This is a genomic window from Bacillus sp. XF8 (assembly GCF_017498755.1).
In the GTDB taxonomy this organism is placed as follows: domain Bacteria; phylum Bacillota; class Bacilli; order Bacillales; family Bacillaceae_G; genus Bacillus_A; species Bacillus_A bingmayongensis.
The window spans coordinates 51,559-72,982 of record NZ_JAGDQK010000037.1 but is presented as its reverse complement, the minus strand read 5'-3'; the positions used below and the strand labels follow the sequence as shown (position 1 = coordinate 72,982).

19 protein-coding genes, 1 pseudogene and 1 riboswitch are annotated in these 21,424 nt (G+C 36.4%); of the genes and pseudogenes, 12 read left to right on the top strand and 8 right to left on the bottom strand.

Annotated elements, in window-relative coordinates:
* Window positions 1-18: 18 nt before the first annotated feature.
* On the top strand, window positions 19-1,284 hold the full coding sequence (purD, locus tag J4P91_RS21530; RefSeq protein WP_207995770.1) for a phosphoribosylamine--glycine ligase: 1,266 nt from the start codon (window positions 19-21) through the stop codon (window positions 1,282-1,284).
* 595 nt (window positions 1,285-1,879) lie between these two features.
* Here the strand turns inward: purD and J4P91_RS21525 are convergent.
* Window positions 1,880-3,088 (bottom strand): YbfB/YjiJ family MFS transporter, encoded by a 1,209-nt coding sequence (locus J4P91_RS21525; protein ID WP_017154214.1) that lies wholly within the window; start codon window positions 3,086-3,088, stop codon window positions 1,880-1,882.
* A gap of 122 nt (window positions 3,089-3,210) precedes the next feature.
* On the opposite strand from J4P91_RS21525, the gene J4P91_RS21520 reads away from it, so the two are divergent.
* A complete protein-coding gene (locus J4P91_RS21520; RefSeq protein ID WP_207995769.1) occupies window positions 3,211-4,095 on the top strand; it encodes a LysR family transcriptional regulator in 885 nt (294 codons plus the stop codon).
* Between the two features lie 43 nt (window positions 4,096-4,138).
* Here J4P91_RS21520 and J4P91_RS21515 read toward each other — a convergent pair whose 3' ends face one another.
* Both J4P91_RS21515 and J4P91_RS21510 read right to left on the bottom strand, forming a co-directional pair.
* Window positions 4,139-4,303, bottom strand: coding sequence for a type II toxin-antitoxin system antitoxin (locus J4P91_RS21515; RefSeq protein WP_207995768.1), 165 nt, complete (start codon window positions 4,301-4,303; stop codon window positions 4,139-4,141).
* Window positions 4,304-4,317: 14 nt separating this feature from the next.
* Window positions 4,318-5,163, bottom strand: coding sequence for an SPFH domain-containing protein (locus J4P91_RS21510; RefSeq protein ID WP_017154211.1), 846 nt, complete (start codon window positions 5,161-5,163; stop codon window positions 4,318-4,320).
* 316 nt (window positions 5,164-5,479) lie between these two features.
* On the opposite strand from J4P91_RS21510, the pseudogene J4P91_RS29045 reads away from it, so the two are divergent.
* A pseudogene (locus J4P91_RS29045) lies at window positions 5,480-5,623 on the top strand (DUF6241 domain-containing protein); the annotation flags it as partial.
* Between the two features lie 155 nt (window positions 5,624-5,778).
* Here the strand turns inward: J4P91_RS29045 and J4P91_RS21505 are convergent.
* Window positions 5,779-6,159 (bottom strand): YgaP family membrane protein, encoded by a 381-nt coding sequence (locus J4P91_RS21505; RefSeq protein ID WP_207995778.1) that lies wholly within the window; start codon window positions 6,157-6,159, stop codon window positions 5,779-5,781.
* A gap of 356 nt (window positions 6,160-6,515) precedes the next feature.
* Between J4P91_RS21505 and pcrB the strand changes: the two genes are divergently transcribed.
* From pcrB to pruA, 6 genes are all read left to right on the top strand, one after another.
* Entirely contained in the window at window positions 6,516-7,205 is a 690-nt protein-coding gene (pcrB, locus tag J4P91_RS21500) for a heptaprenylglyceryl phosphate synthase (protein ID WP_207995767.1), read from the top strand.
* Window positions 7,206-7,217: 12 nt separating this feature from the next.
* A complete protein-coding gene (gene pcrA, locus J4P91_RS21495; RefSeq protein WP_081584790.1) occupies window positions 7,218-9,452 on the top strand; it encodes a DNA helicase PcrA in 2,235 nt (744 codons plus the stop codon).
* A gap of 14 nt (window positions 9,453-9,466) precedes the next feature.
* Window positions 9,467-11,476, top strand: a complete 2,010-nt coding sequence (gene ligA / locus J4P91_RS21490; protein WP_207995766.1) for an NAD-dependent DNA ligase LigA — start codon at window positions 9,467-9,469, stop codon at window positions 11,474-11,476.
* A gap of 16 nt (window positions 11,477-11,492) precedes the next feature.
* Entirely contained in the window at window positions 11,493-12,686 is a 1,194-nt protein-coding gene (locus J4P91_RS21485) for a CamS family sex pheromone protein (protein WP_017154206.1), read from the top strand.
* Between the two features lie 96 nt (window positions 12,687-12,782).
* Window positions 12,783-13,553: a TSUP family transporter gene (locus J4P91_RS21480; protein ID WP_017154205.1), complete on the top strand. Its 771-nt coding sequence runs from the start codon at window positions 12,783-12,785 to the stop codon at window positions 13,551-13,553.
* Between the two features lie 157 nt (window positions 13,554-13,710).
* Window positions 13,711-15,258 (top strand): L-glutamate gamma-semialdehyde dehydrogenase, encoded by a 1,548-nt coding sequence (gene pruA / locus J4P91_RS21475; protein WP_207995765.1) that lies wholly within the window; start codon window positions 13,711-13,713, stop codon window positions 15,256-15,258.
* 462 nt (window positions 15,259-15,720) lie between these two features.
* Here pruA and J4P91_RS21470 read toward each other — a convergent pair whose 3' ends face one another.
* Window positions 15,721-16,278 carry a cysteine hydrolase family protein gene (locus tag J4P91_RS21470; RefSeq protein ID WP_207995764.1) on the bottom strand — a complete coding sequence of 186 codons (558 nt, stop codon included), beginning with the start codon at window positions 16,276-16,278 and terminating at the stop codon, window positions 15,721-15,723.
* A 260-nt stretch (window positions 16,279-16,538) separates the two neighbouring features.
* A riboswitch (SAM riboswitch) is annotated at window positions 16,539-16,644 on the top strand.
* Window positions 16,645-16,764: 120 nt separating this feature from the next.
* On the opposite strand from J4P91_RS21470, the gene J4P91_RS21465 reads away from it, so the two are divergent.
* From J4P91_RS21465 to J4P91_RS21455, 3 genes are read left to right on the top strand one after another with little or no spacing between them, the layout of a single operon-like run.
* Window positions 16,765-17,784 (top strand): methionine ABC transporter ATP-binding protein, encoded by a 1,020-nt coding sequence (locus J4P91_RS21465; RefSeq protein ID WP_207995763.1) that lies wholly within the window; start codon window positions 16,765-16,767, stop codon window positions 17,782-17,784.
* Entirely contained in the window at window positions 17,774-18,439 is a 666-nt protein-coding gene (locus J4P91_RS21460) for a methionine ABC transporter permease (protein WP_017154200.1), read from the top strand. The genes J4P91_RS21465 and J4P91_RS21460 overlap by 11 nt, the downstream gene beginning before the upstream one ends.
* A gap of 20 nt (window positions 18,440-18,459) precedes the next feature.
* Window positions 18,460-19,299 carry a MetQ/NlpA family ABC transporter substrate-binding protein gene (locus tag J4P91_RS21455; protein ID WP_207995762.1) on the top strand — a complete coding sequence of 280 codons (840 nt, stop codon included), beginning with the start codon at window positions 18,460-18,462 and terminating at the stop codon, window positions 19,297-19,299.
* A gap of 177 nt (window positions 19,300-19,476) precedes the next feature.
* Here the strand turns inward: J4P91_RS21455 and J4P91_RS21450 are convergent, their stop codons facing one another.
* The 3 genes from J4P91_RS21450 to J4P91_RS21440 are packed head-to-tail and all read right to left on the bottom strand — an operon-like array spanning window position 19,477 to window position 21,385.
* A complete protein-coding gene (locus tag J4P91_RS21450) occupies window positions 19,477-19,962 on the bottom strand; it encodes an HXXEE domain-containing protein (protein WP_081584786.1) in 486 nt (161 codons plus the stop codon).
* Between the two features lie 57 nt (window positions 19,963-20,019).
* Entirely contained in the window at window positions 20,020-20,214 is a 195-nt protein-coding gene (locus J4P91_RS21445; RefSeq protein ID WP_017154198.1) for a DUF3926 domain-containing protein, read from the bottom strand.
* The gene (locus tag J4P91_RS21440) at window positions 20,207-21,385 is read right to left on the bottom strand and encodes an ArsA family ATPase (protein ID WP_207995761.1); all 1,179 of its coding nucleotides are present in this window, start codon (window positions 21,383-21,385) and stop codon (window positions 20,207-20,209) included. The genes J4P91_RS21445 and J4P91_RS21440 overlap by 8 nt, the downstream gene beginning before the upstream one ends.
* Window positions 21,386-21,424 lie beyond the last annotated feature (39 nt).

The following is a 21,424-nucleotide window of genomic DNA, read 5'->3' as shown; positions in this document are numbered from 1 at the left end:
AATAATGGAGGATGAGATATGAATGTTTTAGTAATCGGCCGCGGTGGGCGCGAGCATGCTTTAGCTTGGAAGTTTGCACAGTCTGAGCAAGTGGAAAAGGTATATGTAGCACCGGGAAATGAAGGTATGAGAGATGTGGCAACACCAGTTGCTATTGACGAAAATGATTTTGACGCACTTGTTTTGTTTGCGAAAGAGAACGATATAGGTTTAACATTCGTTGGTCCAGAAATTCCGCTTATGAATGGAATTGTTGATCGTTTTGAAGCAGAGGGACTTCGCGTTTTTGGTCCGAATAAAGCAGCTGCTGTGATTGAAGGAAGTAAAGCTTTTACAAAAGAATTGATGGAAAAGTACGACATTCCAACGGCAGCATATGAAACGTTCACGAACTATGAGGAAGCAGTAGCGTATATTCAAAAAGTTGGTGCACCAATTGTTATTAAAGCGGACGGTTTAGCGGCTGGAAAAGGTGTAACAGTAGCAATGACGTTAGAAGAGGCATTGCAAGCTGTAAAGGAAATGCTACAAGATGTAAAGTTTGGGGAAGCAAGTAAAAAGGTTGTTATTGAAGAGTTTTTAGATGGACAAGAATTTTCTTTAATGGCATTTGTAAATGGAACAACTGTATATCCAATGGTAATTGCACAAGATCATAAACGTGCTTTTGATGGTGATAAAGGACCGAATACAGGAGGAATGGGGGCATATTCTCCAGTACCACAAATTCCAGAATCAGCGGTTGAAGTAGCGATTGAAACTGTTTTACATCCAACCGCTCAGGCGATGATCAAAGAAGGACGTTCATTTACAGGCATTTTATATGCAGGTCTTATTTTAACAAGTGAAGGACCGAAAGTAATTGAATTTAATGCGCGTTTTGGTGATCCAGAAACAGAAGTTGTATTACCTCGTTTAGAGAGTGATTTAGTCGACGTATGTAATGATGTATTAGATGGGAAAGAGCTAACTCTTAAATGGTCCGAAGAAGCGGTTATTGGTGTAGTACTTGCTTCAAAAGGATATCCAGAAGCATATGAAAAAGGTGCTGTGATTCGTGGATTAGATACATTAGAAGGTGTAATTGTCTTTCACGCAGGTACAGCCATGAAACATGGAGATTTTGTAACGAACGGTGGTCGCGTACTATTTGTTGCTTGTAAAGCAAAAGACTTACAAGAAGCGAAGGATAAAGTATATAAAGAGATAGAAAAAATTGAGAGCGATGGTTTATTTTATCGAAGTGATATAGGATACCGCGCAATTGAAAAAGTAGATTGCTAGAAGCTAACATGTTTTATGTTAGCTTTTTTTGTCTTATTTCGTTTTTTTATAACATATATCCATTTTGATTTTTCGACATATAAGTTGCTACTATACCATGAGCGGATGCTCTCTCCCTTCTAAAAAGAAAAGGTTTATGCTGCTTTTTGATTTGGATTTATATAGTTCTGTTTAACAATAACGTTGATAATCTAGTAAGTTTCTTACTACGAACTAATTAAGCCGACGAAATACGGATCTAAAGCGAAAGTAAACTTTACTTTAGATTCGTATTTTATATAATTCTGCAAAATTAGTAAGCAACCCCATTCATATACTTAATCGATTTGAATATTACTTTTACTTGTCCGGTGTTTATTAAAGGAAGCATTATTTGCAAATTCAAAATCAATAGAGAAAATGTCTAGCAATAAATAATTGCGATGCATAAAATAGCAAAATATATTAAGATTAGTAGCACAGACCAAAGATACAGTCTGTGCTACTATTTTTTATAGTAGAATTGAAGAAAAGGTTAATCTATTTCAGAAATTATATAAGACAAGAATAATAGCATTTTTATTTAGATGGAGTTAAATCAGAAGTTTCTAGTTCCTCAAAGTTTTTCTTTCACTTTTTTGTTAGCAGTGAATGGATGAACATTTTCCTTCTTTATGGTTAGTTCACCAATTAATAACAATAAAATTGAAATAATTAATGTAAGCGCAGCACCAATGAGTGGAAAAGAAAAGCTTTGAGTTTGTTTTGCGATAATGCCTGTAAAGATTGGGCCAATAATTTGGCCGATACCATAAATACCGGTGGTGTAACCGATAATTTTATTGCTTTCATTTGGTTTGATTCTTTTTGCCTCTGTAGTCGTTAAAATAGTGATTCCTACAAAGGTAGCTCCGAGAAGAAAGGCGCTTAAAAATGCTCCAATAACGTTTGGGATTAGGAGTGGAGAAAGTACGCTTATAATTTGCAAAAGGTAGGCAGAAATGAGGGCGCGTGTTGTCCCGTACCTTTGAGCAATGTTTGACCAAATATAGCTAGACGGAATAACGGCGATACCAACAATAATCCAGCTACAAGAGGCATAAAAGGATGAGAGGGTAATCCTCTCTACAATGGTGACAAGAAAGGTTCCGGTAATGATATATCCAAATCCTTCAAACCCATAAGCTAAAATGAGCCAAAATAAATAGTTTTTTCTATGAGTGGTATCTATTGCAGTAACTTTTGATTTTTGCGCAATATGTCTAGTATCCTCTCTTAACCATTTCCATACAAAAATAGTTAAACTAAAGCTAATAAGACCTAATCCAATCCAAGCCCCCTTCCAATACCAAAGTGAGTTGAATAGAGGGGCAAATAATCCAGCAAAAATAATTCCAATTCCAACACCACTATAAATCATCCCGCTTAGTACAAGCTTATTCCGATGAAATAAATAATCTAAAACAATACTGGAAGCAAGAACGAATACGATAGCACTTGTAAAACCTCCAATAAACCGAAGAGGAAACCAAAAGAAAACTTGAGAGGTAAAGCCCATACAAAGGGTCGAAAGGACATTAAGGAGTAAACAATAATGTAACACTTTTTCACGATTTTTTAACGTAATGAATCCAATAAAGAAGGCGCCAAGTAAATAGCCGAGATAGTTACTAGAGGCTAAATATCCAGCGAGGTCTTCCTCTACATGAGCTTGCTTTTCCATAAAAGAAATAATGGGCGTGTAGGCGAAGCGACTAATTCCCATGACAGCGACTAAAGAAAATATGCCAGATAGAATCATTTTCCATGTTTTTGTTTCGTTCATATAATCCACCCTTCTTGAAACAGCTTCTAATACATATGATAGGAGAATATGTACAGCGCGTAAAATGCTGTTTTTTTATATGTAATATCAAAAATAATGATATGAATGAAAGGACGAGAAAAATGAATTTACAAGATTTTGTAGCTTTTTATATGGTAGCGCAAGAGAAAAGTATTTCAAAAGCAGCAGTTCGTCTTAATTTTGTCCAATCGAATATAACAGCAAAAATAAAAAGATTAGAAGCGGAGTATGAGACACAGTTATTTTATCGGCACCGCAATGGGGTCACACTAACGCCAACAGGGGAAACATTATTGAGATATACTGAAAAAATGATTCAATTATTGAATGAGTCAAAAAGAGAAATTACCTATAAAAATGTACCAGAGGGGATTTTGAAAATTGGAGCGATGGAAACGGCAGCTGCAGTTAGGTTGCCAAGTATTCTTTCTAATTATCATACAAAATATCCAGAAGTTGAGATTGGGCTTCAAACGAACAGAACGGAAGAATTAACGAAAAAAATACTTTTACAGGAGCTAGAGGGAGCATTTGTAGCGAATACCATTGAAGATTCAGCGTTAGAAAAGATAGAAGTATTTCAAGAGGAAATGATGTTACTGTCAAAGAGAAGGCTTTTAATGAATCATAAATATATGGAAGAGCAGTCGTTTATCGTTTTCCAATCTGGTTGTTTTTATAGAAAGGTATTGGAAGAATGGTTATTGTCGGAAGGGATTGTTCCAAGGAAAGTAATGGAGTTAAATTCTTTGGATGGTATTATTGGCTGTGTAAAGGCTGGGCTTGGGGTATCCATGCTTCCATGGGAGGTAGCAGAGCAGTTCGATTCTCATCAAGAGCTCGTTCGTACACCGTTATTAAATGAAAATAGATTTATTCCAACGTACTTTATTTATCGGAAAGATAGTGTGAAAACAGCAGCATTATGTAAGTTTATTGATGAATTAATTTACACGAGGAAAAGTGAGAAACGAAAATATTCATAAGTAATGGAAAAAGACCGCTAAAATCTCAGCGGTCTTTTGAAATTTAGGAATCTTTCTCTTTTTTGAGCCTTCCTTTTTGCTTAGCTATTTCCCGAAGTAAATACTCGATGTGAGCGTTAACGCTACGAAATTCATCATTTGCCCATTTTTCGATGACTGCGTGTAATTCAGGATCAATACGTAATGGAAAACTTTTCTTTTTAGCCATAATACCTACAACCTTTAATATAGACTTCCTGTATTAATAACCGGTTGTGCTCCTTTGTCTGAAACGATGGCAACTAATAAGTTGTTAACCATGTTTGCTTTACGCTCGTCATCTAAATCAAGTATGCCTTCTTCATCTAATTTTTGAATTGAATCTTTAGCCATTTGAACAGCGCCTTCAACAATCTCTTTGCGCGCAGCTAATACTGCTTTTGCTTGTTGACGTTGAAGCATTGCATGAGCAATTTCTGTTGCGTAAGCTAAATGCGTTAGGCGAGTTTCTAATACTTCTACACCAGCAATTTCTAAACGTGCTTCTAATTCGCGTTTTAATTCTTCAGAGATTTCTTCGGAATTTCCGCGTAGTGTTATACAATTTTCATCTTGGAAATTATCATACGGATATTTCGTTGCGACGTGGCGAATTGCTGTTTCGCTTTGAATTTCTACGAATTCATCGTAATGTTCAACGCCGAAAATTGCTTTTGCAGAATCAACGACTTTATAAACAACGACAGCTGCAATTTCAATCGGGTTCCCATCGACATCATTTACCTTTAGTTTTTTACTATTAAAGTTTTCAACGCGAAGGGAAACAGTTTGACGAAATGCGAATGGAATTGTTAAAAATAATCCATTTTGACGGATTGTTCCTAAATAGTTACCAAAAAACGTAATCACTTTTGCTTGATTCGGTTGGACAATTCCAATGCCGGTGGCAAGAATCGCAGCTAAAACTAGACAAAGTGCAGCTACTACAAATATTTCTTGTACGAGGCAAAATACACCGATACCAGCTAAGACTAAAAGACCAATAATACCTAGAAAACCATTTACGTAAAATACTTGTTTTTCTCTCATACTAATCGCCTCCTTCTGATATAAAAATGATATCACTTTTATATCATTAAATGCAAGGGAGGAAAACCTAATTTTCTGAAAAAAAATAAAAGTATTCTTAAGAAGAGTGGGAGGAATTGGTTTTTTAGGTGTGCGGCTAGATACATTTCAAATTAATATATAGCTACAGTTACTTATAAGAATTCATCTTGTTTGAGAAACAACAGGTTTCTTCATTTGAGGGCACCGAATTGCTCTCTCATCTTGAAAATGCGATTTATCCTACTATTTAAGGACAGTAAGCTGCTTAACTCAAGAGTCAGAGAGAAACGAGGAAAATGGATGGGAGAAAGGTGATTTTTCTCAAGCAGTTGAGGATCATAATTTTCTTTGGGAAATACAAGGTGGTAACACTGGTAAAGCCTACAAATTAACAGATCTAGAGCAAGAGAAAGAATTTATTCAAACGCAAGGGAAATAAAGGGTGAAAAATGCACTCTTTTTTTATGCGAATCTTTAAGAAAAAACAAAACAAAAGGGAACGTTAGTTCTGTTTTGTGGTAAAATAAAGAAGACTTAGCCGCCCACTGCAGCAGCTAAGTCCCTTTGAGAGCATCTTGCATCTTGACAAATGATTCAAAGCGGTTTCGTCAGGATTGCTTCTTCAATCGCTGACTCAATCTCTTTGTCAGAAGCATCGTAACTTCCTTTTGACTTTTGGAGGTCAGGACTGGAAGTGTGACTTGCTTCTTCTTGTTTAGCATGTCCTTTTTTATTTAAATCCATGCTAGGTATTTTAAAGGCACTCATGTTTATATATTTTCCAAATTTACATGCTTCAGTAATAGGACAGAAACGCAAGATTCCCTCTGCAATTCTCATTGCACCAAGCCATAGCAAAACCTTTGACCAAGTACACCATGGTTTACGTGTGAGTTTAGCTGTGCTACAACTTAGTACGACCAAACCGAGTGTAATTCGAATTAGAGCATTCATTATGCCGATGTTTTGCTTCATCAAAGAAAACACTCCTTCTTCATCAGCTTAGAAATAGAAGATACTATTTCAATTGTTATTATTCCGCGTAAGTTTGACGATATGTAATCCAACATTTGACGGTGAAAAAGATGTTGGATTGTAAGTGTGTATAGGTGTCTTTTTTTGTTATAATGTAAGAATGCATAAAAGGAAGTTCAAAAAGTCCGGTCAAGATAGCTGTCGCATTTCTTCGTTGCATCGCCAGTCCGGTACTCATGTAGTGTCAGCTACACTCCGTATTCTCCTGGCTGCTGCGCCTCGAACTGCTCGGCTCTCTTGATCCTCCTTTTTGAACAAGCACATAAAGGTGATTAGATAAGAGAAAGGGTGTTTTCATGTACGATATTTCCGGATGGAAACATGTATTTAAGCTTGATCCTAATAAAGAATTAAGTAATGAACATTTAGAAATGATTTGTGAATCTGGAACGGATGCAGTAATTGTAGGCGGAAGTGATGGAGTAACGATAGATAATGTATTACATATGCTAGTAAGCATTCGTAGATATGCAGTTCCTTGTGTATTAGAGGTTTCTGACATTGAAGCACTTACACCAGGATTTGATTTTTATTACATTCCAAGTGTTTTAAATAGCCGAAAAGTAGAATGGGTAACGGGGATTCACCATGAGGCATTGAAAGAATTTGGGGATATTATGAACTGGGATGAAATTTTCATGGAAGGATATTGTGTTTTAAATTCAGAAGCGAAGGTAGCTCAGCTTACAGAAGCGAAATGTGATTTAACAGAAGATGATGTAATTGCATATGCACGTATGGCAGACAAGCTTCTGAACTTGCCAATTTTCTATTTAGAATATAGTGGTACTTACGGAGATATTGAACTTGTTAAAAATGTAAAAGCAGAATTACAACAAGCACAGCTATATTACGGCGGCGGAATTTCAAGTGCGAAAGAGGCAAAAGAAATGGCGCAGTACGCTGATACAGTCGTTGTAGGAAATGTAATTTATGATGATATAAAAGCAGCGTTACAAACAGTAAAAGCTGTAAAAGGAGAGTAGGTGAAGGCACATATGAGTATAACTGATAAATTATTAAATGGTTTAAACCCAGAGCAGCAAAAGGCAGTGCAAACAACAAACGGACCACTTCTATTAATGGCGGGGGCAGGTAGTGGTAAGACGCGTGTGCTAACACATCGCATCGCATATTTACTTGGTGAAAAAGGTGTAGCACCGTGGAATGTATTAGCAATTACTTTTACAAATAAAGCAGCTCGTGAAATGCGTGAGCGTATCGATACGCTTGTTGGTCCGGAAGCAGAGGATATTTGGATTTCTACGTTCCACTCGATGTGTGTACGTATTTTACGACGTGATATCGACCGTATTGGGATTAATCGAAACTTTACGATTTTAGATGCAAGTGATCAACTTACTGTCGTTAAAAAAATCATGAAAGAGCGAAATATTGATCCGAAAAAATTTGATCCACGTTCTATTTTAGGTGGCATCAGTAATGCGAAAAATGAATTGTTATCAGCTGACAAATATGCAAAGCAAATTTCAATTGCTGATCCATTTGAGAAATTAACAAGTGATGTATATACAGAGTATCAAAAGCGTCTTCTGAAAAATAACTCATTAGACTTTGATGATTTAATTATGACCACGATTCAATTATTTGATCGTATTCCAGAAGTATTGGAATTCTATCAGCGTAAATTCCAGTATATTCATGTTGATGAGTATCAAGATACGAACAGAGCGCAATACATTCTTGTGAATAAATTAGCTGCTCGCTTTAAAAACCTTTGCGTTGTTGGTGATTCTGACCAATCAATTTATCGTTGGCGCGGGGCAGATATTTCTAACATTTTGTCATTTGAAAAAGACTATGAGAATGCACAGGTTATCTTGTTAGAACAAAATTACCGTTCATCACAAAATATTTTAAATGCAGCTAACGCTGTAATTGAAAATAATTCAAATCGTAAACCAAAAAAATTATGGACGGATAATCAAATTGGAAGTAAGATTTCGTATTACCGTGCTGCAACGGAGAAGGATGAAGCATATTTTGTTGCGAAAAAAATTCGCGACGAAATTCAAATGGGGAATCGAAAATATACAGACTTTGCGGTTCTGTATCGTACTAACGCGCAGTCTCGTATGGTCGAGGAGATTTTCTTAAAATCCAACATTCCATATAAAATTGTCGGCGGCATTAAGTTCTATGATCGTAAAGAGATTAAAGATATTTTGGCTTACTTACGTTTAATTGCAAATCCAGATGATGAGATTAGCTTCGCACGTATTATTAACATGCCGAAACGAGGGATCGGTGCCACGTCTATCGATAAAATCATTAACTACGGTGTGCAAAATGGTATTTCATTAACAGCTGTAATGGATGAGATTGAGCATGTTGGGGTAAGTGCAAAAATTACAAAAGCAGTAAAAGAATTTGCAAGTCAATTACACAACTGGGTAAACATGCAAGAATACCTATCTGTTACGGAATTGGTAGAAGAAGTTATTGAGAAAACAGGTTATCGCGATATGTTAAAGAATGAACGTTCTTTAGAAGCGGAAGGTCGTCTTGAAAACTTAGATGAGTTCTTATCTGTTACGCAAACATTTGAATCACAAAGTGAAGATAAGAGTCTTGTTGCTTTCTTAACAGATTTAGCGCTTGTTGCGGATATTGATCGTGTGGACGAAGATCCAACTGCGGGTGAGGAAGTTATTTTAATGACGATGCACTCGGCAAAAGGACTGGAATTCCCAGTTGTCTTTATTATTGGTTTAGAGGAAGGTGTCTTCCCGCATACTCGTTCTCTTATGGAAGAGGATGAAATGCAAGAAGAACGTCGCTTAGCCTATGTAGGTATCACTCGTGCGGAAGAAGAGTTATATTTATCGAATGCCCAAATGCGTACTCTATTTGGTAGAACAAATATGAATGCAGCATCTCGATTTATTTCAGAAATTCCGACGGAGTTACTAGAATCATTAAATGAAACAGCGCCAAAGCGTGAAACGTTTAGTGCAAAAGGAAGAACGGCTGGTGCGACGACAATGACAACACGTTCTCGCTCTGCATTTGTACGTCCAACTGTAAAAACGACAGGAGGAGAGCAAATTGGCTGGGCTGTAGGTGATAAAGCATCCCATCAAAAATGGGGAGTTGGTACAGTTGTAAGTGTGAAAGGTGAAGGTGATGCAAAAGAATTAGATATTGCATTCCCAAGCCCGATTGGTATTAAACGTTTATTAGCAAAATTTGCACCTGTAACGAAACAATAGAAAGGAGTAAGGATATGTCAAAAGAAGAGGCGAAGCAGCGTATAGAAGAACTTCGTGATATGTTGAATGCATTTAACTATCAATATCACGTATTAGACAATCCTTCTGTTTCTGATGCGGAATATGATCGCGATATGCAGGAGCTTATAAAATTAGAAGCAGAGAACCCAGAATTTGTAACAGAAGACTCTCCCACCGTTCGAGTTGGGGGAGCAGTGCTTGATATATTTGAAAAAGTAACGCACAAATCACCGATGTTAAGTTTAGGTAATGCCTTTAATGAAGGTGATTTACGTGATTTTGATCGCAGGGTGCGTCAAGGAATTGATGGTTCAAATGTAAGATATATATGTGAACTAAAAATTGACGGTCTTGCGGTTTCCCTTCATTATGAAAAAGGACGCTTCATTCAAGGGGCAACACGTGGTGATGGCGTAACTGGTGAAGATATTACGCAAAATTTAAAAACAATTAAAGCGATTCCTCTTCGTTTGAAAGAAGAAGTAACATTGGAAGCGCGCGGCGAGGCATATATGCCAAAGCGTTCATTTGTAAAATTAAATGAAGAGAAAGAACAAAATGGTGAAGCTGTTTTTGCTAATCCTCGTAATGCAGCAGCAGGATCACTTCGTCAGCTTGATCCAAAAGTTGCCGCAAAGCGTAATTTGTCAATGTTTGTGTATGGCCTTGCTGATGTGCAAGAAAAGATGATTGCATCCCATGGTGAGTCACTAGACTTCTTAGGCGAGCTTGGATTTAAAACGAACCCAAACCGCCGCACTTGTGAAACAATTGAAGACGTAATCGCTTATGTAGAAGAATGGCAGGAAAAGCGTCCAAATCTTGATTATGAAATCGATGGGATTGTAATTAAAGTAGATGATGTAGCCTTGCAAGAAAGTTTAGGAACAACAGCAAAGAGTCCACGCTGGGCAATTGCCTATAAGTTTCCGGCAGAAGAAGTTGTAACGAGATTAACAGGTATTGAACTGAGCGTGGGACGTACAGGTGTTGTGACACCGACTGCAGAACTAGAGCCAGTTCGAGTGGCAGGAACAATTGTCCGCCGTGCATCTCTACATAACGAGGATTTAATTCGTGAAAAAGATATTCGAATTGGCGACTACGTTGTTGTGAAAAAAGCTGGAGACATTATTCCAGAAGTAGTTAACGTTATTATCGATAAACGTACTGGTGAAGAAGAAGAGTATCGTATGCCAACCCATTGTCCGGCTTGTGACAGTGAACTTGTTCGTTTAGAAGAAGAGGTAGCTCTTCGTTGTATTAATCCAGCATGCCCAGCGCAAATTCGTGAAGGGCTGATTCATTTCGTCTCAAGAAATGCAATGAACATTGATGGACTCGGAGAGCGTGTTATTACACAACTCTTTGAAGCGGATTATATTCGGACATTTGCCGATTTATATCCATTAACGAAGGAACAATTGTTACAATTAGAGCGTTTTGGTGAGAAATCAGCCTCTAAATTAGTACAAGCAATTGAAACTTCTAAGGAAAATTCGTTAGAGCGTCTATTATTTGGACTGGGTATTCGTCATGTCGGTGCAAAAGCTGCTCGCACGTTAGCTGAGCATTTTGAAACGATGGACCACCTTGTAAAAGCAACAGAAGAAGAGTTAAAAAAGATTAATGAAATTGGCGAGAAAATGGCCCAATCGATCGTAACGTACTTTGATAATGACGACGTGTTAGAATTATTACAACAATTTAAACAGTACGGCGTTAACATGACTTACAAAGGCATAAAGCGTGCTGATTTACAAAATATTGCGTCTTACTTTGCTGGAAAAACAATCGTCTTAACAGGAAAACTAGAAGTTATGGGGCGTAGCGAAGCGAAGAAAAAGATTGAAGAGCTAGGTGGAAAAGTAACAGGTAGTGTAAGTAAGAGTACTGATTTAGTCGTTGCCGGTGAAGCGGCAGGATCAAAATTAGCACAAGCGAAGAAACATAATATTGAGGTTTGGAATGAAGAGAGGTTCTTACAAGAGCTGAATAAGTAAGAGGTGCAAACTTACCATGAAAAAAATAGCATTAGCGGTATTAAGCCTAGGTCTACTTGTAAGTGGATGTAGCACGAGTATAAAAAAAGAAGAAAAAGTTGTTGAGAAATCGGGCAACTCAAAAGAACAAGCGATTGTTCCGAAATATTCTATTTCTGATGAGTATTACAAAACAACGGTGCCATTTGAATCAGGTTCTGCACGTGGTTTAGCTGTACAACAGTTAAATAGCCGTCTGGATATAGATGAATTTGAAACAGGATTAATGCGCATTGCAAAAGAATCATTTAGTACGAAAGATTATTTGTTTCAAGGTGGTAAATATTTAGACAAAGACACAGCTCAAATGCTTGTAAAGAGAAAGCGCACAGATGCTGAGCAAAAAGAGTTAGAGGAGAAGCTTGGCAAAAAAGAAGCTGATAAAATTCCTAACATCGGATTGAATCCACCATTAGAAGGAGGATCAGAATCATTAGAGGTTCGAAACAAGAAAAGTAAAATCTATCTTTCTAATATTTTAGAGCATGATTATTATGCGCGCAAAGGTGATCAAGTTGAATTGGGTGGAGTTGTTGTTGGTCTAGCGATGAATTCAGTTCATTATTTTAATGAAGAACATGGGTATCCGCGTGAAGCTGATATTTCAGAAGACGACATGTTAAAAGAAGGTAAACGCATGGCGCAAGAGATTTTAACATTGATGCAACAGAAAAATCCTGACTTGAAAAATGTCCCAATTACGTTTGCAATTTATCGTCAAGGAGCAAAATCGGCACTCGTACCAGGGAAATTCGTATCGTACGTTCAAGTAGATAAAGGTAGCGATAAAATAGGGGATTGGAAAGCAATTAATGAAAAATATTACTTGTTTCCTTCTGAATCAGCAAAAACGGATGTGCGTGAAGATTACACAACTGTAGAAAACTTTAAAGCAAAATTGAGCGAGTATTTCAAAGGCGATTATACAGCTGTTGTAGGAACAGGATTCTATAAAGATGATCAATTAAAAGAAATGAAGGTTGAAATTCCTGTCCAATTTAATGGAAAAGCAGAAGTAATTGGATTCACGCAATACGTGGCGGGACTTGTTATGCAATACTTCCCGAACTATGTTAAAGTACAGGTGACAATTAAATCTGTTGAACGCCCAGAAGCGATTATTATTCGTGATGCGAAGCAGGATGAACCATTTGTGAAAATTTTAGATTAAGAATAAGAGCTGTTCCTATATGGAACGGCTTTTTTTATTCCGAAATTTTGTTATAATTTCTAATGTTGTGAACAAAAAGGGGTAAGGAGAAAAGACATGGATGAGTTAAGCTTACAGATTATCGTATTACTCGTTGCTTTTGGATTTTTGGCTTCATTTATTGATTCTGTTGTTGGAGGAGGGGGGCTCATTTCACTTCCGGCACTTATGTTTGTAGGATTGCCGCCAGCTTCGGCAATTGCAACAAATAAGTTAGCTTCGACGATGGGGTCGTTAACAAGTACAATTTATTTCATTCGTTCCAAAAAAGTTGACTTTCGTATAGTAGGAAAGTTAATCCCATTAACTATTATTGGAGCTATTGCAGGGGCTTTAGTTGTAAAATTTATTCCACCAGATATTTTACGTCCACTCGTACTGGTTATGTTGGTATTTATTGCAATTTATATTATTGTAAAAAAAGATTGGGGAAGTGTTTCCACCTATAAAAAGATGACAAAAGGAAAAGCATTAATGTTTTACTTCGTTATTTTAATTGTAGGATTTTATGATGGATTTTTTGGACCGGGGACAGGATCTTTTTTAATTTTTGCATTTTTATTAATTGGTTTGGATTTTATTCGAGCAGCTGCATCTGGAAAAGTTTTGAATTTCGTTAGTAACATTGTATCTTTAATTACATTTTTATTTTTAGATATTATTCATTTTGAATACGGTATTATTATGGGGTTATCTATGATTTTAGGAGCATATTTAGGATCGAAGTTTGCTGTGCAAAAAGGTGTTGGATATGTTCGTACCTTATTTTTATTAGTAACAATTCTATTAATTGGAAAAAATATTATGGAATATGCTCATATTATTTAGCTTCATACGTATGTATGAAGCTTTTCTTTTTTTTATTATATTTTAAAAATTAATTAATTTTTAAAATATAAGTCTAGGAATATTTGAATAAATCTAAATTATCGTGTAGAATAATGTTGTAAAATGTAAACGTTTTTCTAAGGGGAGGCTAAAAGGAATGGTAGTAGCATACAAACATGAGCCATTTACAGATTTTTCAGTAGAGGCTAACAAGTTAGCGTTTGAAGAAGGTTTAAAGACAGTAGAATCTTATCTTGGACAAGACTATCCATTAATTATCGGGGGAGAAAAGATCACTACAGACGAGAAAATCGTTTCTGTAAACCCTGCGAATAAAGAAGAAGTTGTGGGCAGTGTTTCAAAAGCAAGCCGTGAATTAGCTGAAAAAGCAATGCAAGTGGCGGATGAAACATTCCAAACTTGGAGAAAGTCAAAACCAGAAATGCGTGCAGACATTTTATTCCGCGCTGCCGCAATCGTTCGTCGTAGAAAACATGAGTTTTCTGCTATTCTTGTAAAAGAAGCAGGTAAACCATGGAATGAGGCTGATGCTGATACAGCAGAAGCAATCGATTTTATGGAATATTATGGTCGTCAAATGTTGAAGTTAAAAGACGGTATTCCAGTAGAAAGCCGTCCAATTGAATATAATCGTTTCTCTTACATTCCATTAGGAGTAGGTGTTATCATTTCTCCTTGGAATTTCCCATTCGCAATTATGGCAGGTATGACAACAGCTGCATTAGTTTCTGGTAACACAGTATTACTAAAACCAGCTAGTACAACACCTGTAGTAGCAGCGAAATTTATGGAAGTGTTAGAAGAAGCAGGCTTACCGGCAGGTGTTGTAAACTTCATCCCTGGTAGCGGATCTGAAGTTGGTGACTACTTAGTAGACCACCCTCGTACACGTTTCATTAGTTTCACTGGATCACGCGATGTAGGTATTCGTATTTACGAACGCGCAGCAAAAGTAAATCCAGGTCAAATTTGGTTAAAACGCGTTATCGCTGAAATGGGCGGTAAAGATACAATCGTTGTTGATAAAGAAGCAGATCTTGAATTAGCAGCAAAATCTATCGTTGCATCAGCATTCGGATTCTCAGGACAAAAATGTTCTGCTTGCTCTCGTGCAGTAATCCACGAAGATGTATACGATCACGTATTAAATCGTGCTGTTGAATTAACAAAAGAATTAACTGTAGGTAACCCAGCTGAAAAAGGAATGAACATGGGACCAGTTAATGACCAAGCTGCATTTGATAAAGTAATGAGCTATGTTGCAATCGGTAAAGAAGAGGGTAAAGTAGTAGCAGGTGGCGAAGGTGACGACTCTAAAGGCTGGTTCATCCAACCAACAATCGTTGCTGACGTTGCAGAAGATGCTCGCCTAATGAAAGAAGAAATCTTCGGGCCAGTAGTAGCATTCTGTAAAGCAAAAGACTTTGATCATGCACTTGCAATTGCAAACAACACAGAATACGGTTTAACAGGAGCAGTTGTTTCTAATAACCGTGAACATATCGAAAAAGCGCGTGAAGATTTCCACGTTGGTAACTTATACTTTAACCGTGGATGTACTGGTGCAATCGTAGGTTACCAACCATTCGGTGGCTTTAACATGTCTGGTACGGACTCTAAAGCGGGTGGACCTGACTATTTAGCACTTCACATGCAAGCAAAAACTACTTCTGAAACTCTGTAAGAAATAGATGAAAAAGCCTTCCTCTAATAGGGAAGGTTTTTTTATGTAAGAAAGATGTTGATTGGAAAATTGTTATTTTCTTTAAAATATGAAAAGAAACAAAACCATTAGAAAATTTAATTCATTCGTCATATTTTTCTGTATTAATTTTTTGAATTTCCTGTATAATACAATTTGAAAGAAAATCTATGGTTAGACAAAAGGACGCTACTTTCGGTTTTGCTCACTGAAAGTGGTGTTTTTTTATTTTAGTAACGTAACTTGTAACAAATTATGATGGAATGAAGTGTAGAAAATTAAGAAAAAACAGACGTCTATCGAATGATACGGAATAATAAAAGTTGGTACAGAGGAAAATAAGGTGAAAGTAAAAACAAGTTCGGGAGACTTCAAGTTATGGTAACCTGTGAATAACAGTATAAAAAATCATGTCTCCGTCTGTGAGAGACATGATTTTTTATTTCAGATCGAGTTTCTAAAACTTAAAAACTCTTCTGTACTCATGACATCTGCATATACGTCATTCAAACTTGCTAAAATTGTATTGTGAATATAAACAGCAGGAATAGTAGCATTTTTAAATAGGAGATCTTTTGTAGCACATGCATCGTGCACAATCGTACATTGAAGGCCTAAATCAAAAGCAGCTCTTGCTGTAGCATCAATACACATATGTGTCATCATTCCGCATATAATGACATGTTGAATTTCTAAGCGTTGCAATTGCTCTAGAAGGCTAGTTTCTCGAAAACTATTTGGATAGTGTTTGAGGATAACCGTTTCATCTTTTAATGGACGAACATTTTCATGGATGTGAACGCCTTCTGTGTTAGGGAGAAAAAAAGTAGCATTTTCTTTAGTAGATACATGTTGGATATGAAAAATAGGTTGATTCACTTCTCGAAAATGCTGAAGTAGTTGACTTGCATACTCGCTAGCTTCTACTGCGTTACGTAATTCCATCCTTCCATTTGGGAAATAATCATTTTGAATGTCAACGAGTAACAGGGCTGTTTTCATATCATCTATCGTCCTCCGTTTTTATTTCGTATTCATGTAATGTTATTCAATTAGTAGAGGATATTTTCCTTTCTGAAAGAGTGCGTGAAGAAGAATTTTACATAAGGTTAAAATTCATTCCTTTGTAATGAAAAAGTGTTCTGATTTTATTTGAAAATTTCAATAGAAAAATAATTAATATATTTTAGAATGTTTGTGTTGACTCTTACTTTTCAGAGTTTTATAATAAGAATTAATTAAATGACAATTAAATCGATACACTCTTATCCAGAGAGGTGGAGGGACTGGCCCTATGATACCTCAGCAACGGGTTTTTTTAATACCGTGCTAATTCCAGCAAGCTCTAATAGGCTTGGAAGATGAGAAGATGTGAATGAGTATATAAGTGCTCTTCTTCTTATTTTTATTATGGATAAGAAGAAGGGCGCTTTTTATTTTACCTCAAGGCTCTGCTTCAAGTTGTTACAGCATATAGGAGGGAAGAAAATGATTTCTTTTGAAAATGTAAGTAAAGTATATGAATCAGGTGGTCAAACAGTTCGCGCTGTTGAAGATGTAACCTTATCAGTTAAAAAAGGTGAGATATTTGGCATTATTGGTTTTAGTGGTGCTGGAAAAAGTACACTGTTACGTTTAGTGAATATGTTAGAACGACCGACAGCGGGAACGATTTCAATAGATGATAAAGATATTACTTCCTTATCAACGAAAGAGTTACGAAAGCTAAGACAAAGAATCGGAATGATTTTTCAAAGTTTTAATTTATTTAATTCGAGAACAGTGTTTGGGAATATTGCTTATCCATTGAAATTAGCGAAATTACCAAAGAATGAGATAAAAGAAAGAGTAAATGAGCTGCTGAAGTTTGTTGGATTAGAAGATAAAGCAAACTACTATCCAGAACAACTATCGGGTGGTCAGAAACAACGCGTAGGGATTGCGAGAGCACTTGCGACATCACCGGATATTCTCATTTGTGATGAAGCAACATCTGCATTGGATCCTGAAACAACAACAGAAATTTTAAACCTATTAAAGAAAGTAAACAGGGAATACAATTTAACAATTCTTCTGATTACACATGAAATGCAAGTTGTGAAAGAAATTTGTCACCGCGTAGCTGTTATGGAAAAAGGAAAAGTAATTGAAGAAGGAACGCTATTTGATGTTTTTACGAAGCCAAAAACAAAGACGACTCAAAATTTTGTTCGCTCTGTTGTTAACGACCACTTACCGGAAAGTGTACTTACGAAAATTCAAAATGGCGGACAGATTTACCGCTTAACATTTACAGGTGAAGAGACGGGGCAGCCATTATTATCGTATATTGCTAAAAACTATAATGTGGATATAAATGTACTCTATGGAAATATTATTGAACTGCAAGGCGTTTTATTTGGAAATCTTCTCGTAGAACTGCAAGGTGAACAGAAAGAAATTCAAAAAGCGCTGCAACATATAAGATTGCAGGTTGAGCTGAGGGAGGTTGAAGGTTATGCGAGTTGATTGGAGTGTATTTTGGCCACGCATTTTAGATGCAACAGGAGATACCCTCTTGATGGTAATTGTAACCCTTATATTTGCCACAATACTTGGTATACCCCTAGGTTTACTTTTATATGTGACAAGAAAAGGGAATTTCTTAGAAAACAAACTGGTTTTTTCTATTCTTAATATTTTCATTAATACGATTCGCCCGATCCCATTTATTATCTTTTTAGTAGCTTTAAGTCCTTTAACGCGTACTGTTATCGGAACAACAATCGGAACGGCAGCAGCAATCTTTCCAATGACGCTGGTTGCTTCAATTGGAATTGCAAGAATGGTAGAAACAAATCTTGTTTCTGTTCCAAAAGGAGTGATTGAAGCAGCGCAAGCGATGGGAGCATCACCACTAAGAATTGTTTTTGAAATTCTTGTTCCAGAAGCGTTAGCACCATTAATTTTAGGCGTTACGTTTATGACGGTTGGCTTAATCGAATTTTCAGCAGTTGCTGGTCTTGTCGGCGGCGGAGGTCTTGGTGATTTAGCAATGACATATGGTTATCAACGCTTTGATACATCGGTTATGTTCGTGACAGTTGTATTACTTATTATTCTTGTACAAATTGCACAAAACTTAGGAAACTATTTCGCTAAAGTATTCTTACATAGATCATAAAGGGAAGAGAGGGAAAGAAAATGAAAAAGATATTAGCATTTGCATTATCAGCGTTGGTTAGCGTATCGGTATTAAGCGGCTGTGGAGCTGATGCAAAAGAAAAAGTAGTTCGCGTCGGTGTAACAGGAACGGATGGAGACGCTTGGACTATTCTTCAGAAGAAAGCTGAAAAAGAAGGAATTAAAGTTAAACTTGTAGAGTTTTCGGATTATACAACACCAAATAAAGCATTAGCTGATGGGGATATCGAATTGAACTCATTCCAACATATTGCTTTTTTAGAGCAGTTTAAAAAGGAACATAAGTTAGATATTACAGCTGTTGGTACAACACAAATTGCACCAATGGGATTATTCTCTGAAAAATATAAAAAACCAAATGAGATTCCAGATGGTTCAGAAATTGCAATTCCCAATGATCCAACAAACCAAGCGCGTGCATTAAAACTCCTTGATGCAGCTGGATTATTGAAATTGAAAAAAGACTTTGGTCTATTTGGTGATCCAAGTGGTATTGCTGAAAATCCAAAAAAATTAAAAATTACTCCGGTAATTGCACAGCAAACACCACGTGTATTAAAAGACGTAGCAGCTTCTGTTATTAATAATGGTGTTGCAGGTCAAGCTGGTTTAAACCCAGCGAAGGATCCTATTTTCTTAGAGGATCCAAAAAATGAAAATGCGAAGCCTTATATTAATATCTTTGCGGCTCGTACGAAAGATAGAAATGATCCAACAATCAGAAAAGTGATTGAATTGTACCATTCAAAAGAAGTAGTAGAAGCAGTTAAGAAAGAAACAAAAGATGGTGCGATTTCAGTAGACCTTTCACTTGAAGAGTTAGAGAAAATCGTAAAATAATATCGGGTTTAACGAACTAACAGTAGGAACCCCTCCGCTGTTAGCTCGTTCAACATATAATCATACCTAACAGACGATACCCTAATTTTGTACCTTCCAATTCTGTATAATATAAAATCCAATGTCTGTTAGGTAGAGTGAAAGGGCCAGGAGTTTTCCTGGTCTTTTTTTATTGGATTAAGTAAAGAAACTAGCTGAAAATAAGGTAATCCAGATTATAACAGGACAGGAGAGTAAACTGCAAACAAGTGTAAGGACTAGTTTCTTTTTTTGAACTCTTATTCTTATTAAGGAAAATAAGTAGAATGAAAATAGTACAATCACAAATGCTGATATCGTCCCAGGATTGTAAGAGCGATAAACGAAAAATAAAATCGTATGTTGAACCGCATTAAAGAAAATAGCACCTTGTATGAAAAGAATCCAGTAAATAGACGATATAATTTGGATTTGATATAGGACAATAAAGAGTAGAACAAGGATTGATAATATACAAATGGCTATCATAAATTGCTGATGACTTATGAAGTTGATAGAGAATTGATCAGTGAGATACTGAGGCATACGAATAGATTCTTCAAAATTATGAATGAAAAATAATAAAGGGATAAACCAAATTATACGATTAGTAGAAGGAATTTTAATACTGGGTGTTTTCATCAAATACATCACCCCCGCATAAAGGAATGGAAAGCCCCTAAGAAGAGGCCTTCTCCGTTATTATTCAATCGTAATACTTTGTAAGTTGCTTTTCGTATTTTGTGTTTTTTCTTGCTTATAAGAAGAAAGCTCCTCTTGTAATATATTTAGCATCTTGTTAGCAGATTGTTGAACTGGGGGTGGTAGTTCGCCTAGGATATACATTCCAACCTCTAATTTCTTACGAATGATGTGTCGTAGTAATTCCTCACGCATGAACCACACCTCCAAAATGAATGTTTAGTACATCCCCTTCAAATTTCGCTCCTTGAATGGATAAATGTGTTAACGTTTTAGGTAACGTAATGTTACGTTTAACAGAACCGGCGCGAATGATGAGTTCATCACCTTTTTGATTTAACGATAATTCACTTTTATCAGAGAATGGAATAGAGAGGACAAAAATATATTCATCGCCATCTTTTTTTACATATTGTGTACGCCCGTTGAATTTTACGGCAGTTGGTTCTACATCACCTTTGAATAAAGCATCTGCTACGCGCTCTAGCATAGGTAAGCCAACTACTTCTTGTTCAAACATTGGGGTTTCATAAATAGGAAGTGGTTGGAAGCTATTTTGAATTAATATTTTATATTTCTTTTGAGCATCTTTCCACGCTTGGAAGTAGGAGTCGGTAACAGTATCAGGGATGACTCGGTTAATCATGATCGCATCCACGTTGTAATCATATAAATTCAAATAGGTAAAACTACGCTGAGCTTCTTTAATAACCATTTTTTCTGGATTTACAACAACGCGAATACTTGTCACTTCCCGGTTAGATAAAATATCACGCATTTCTCCTAGCTGTTCAAGCGTATTCGTTAATTCATCCATAATATCATCAGTAGGAAGAGGGACTCCCAGAAGTGGTTGTGCAACAGGACGGACAACTTTTAAAACTTTTCTTTTAATCGGAAAGAGTTTTTCCATCCACCAGCCGAGCATATCAGGAAAGCTTAACATGGCAAGAGTTTCTCCAGTTGGTGCACAGTCAATAATGATGACATCATATGTTTTTTGTTTATAGTAATCGAGTACACGGAGTAAGCTAATTAAGTCTTCCATGCCAGGAAACATCGTTAATTCTTCCGTTGTAATATCATCAGCAGCTTTTGATGTGAACAGCAACGTAATATATTTTTGTAATTTTCCCCAGCCCTTTTCCATTTCATAAATTGTATTGATTTCTTGCGCCCATAAATTTTCACGAATTTCTTGTGGATCAGAAGATAATTTTATGCCAAATGAATCTCCTAAACTATGAGCAGGATCTGTGCTCATGACTAATGTTTTTAAGCCTTTTTTTGCACTTTGAAGTGCAGTTGCTGCTGAAATACTAGTTTTCCCTACGCCGCCTTTACCTGTATACAAAAGAATTCTCATATTTATATCCCCTTTGTTTCGGTAGTCGAATATTACGAA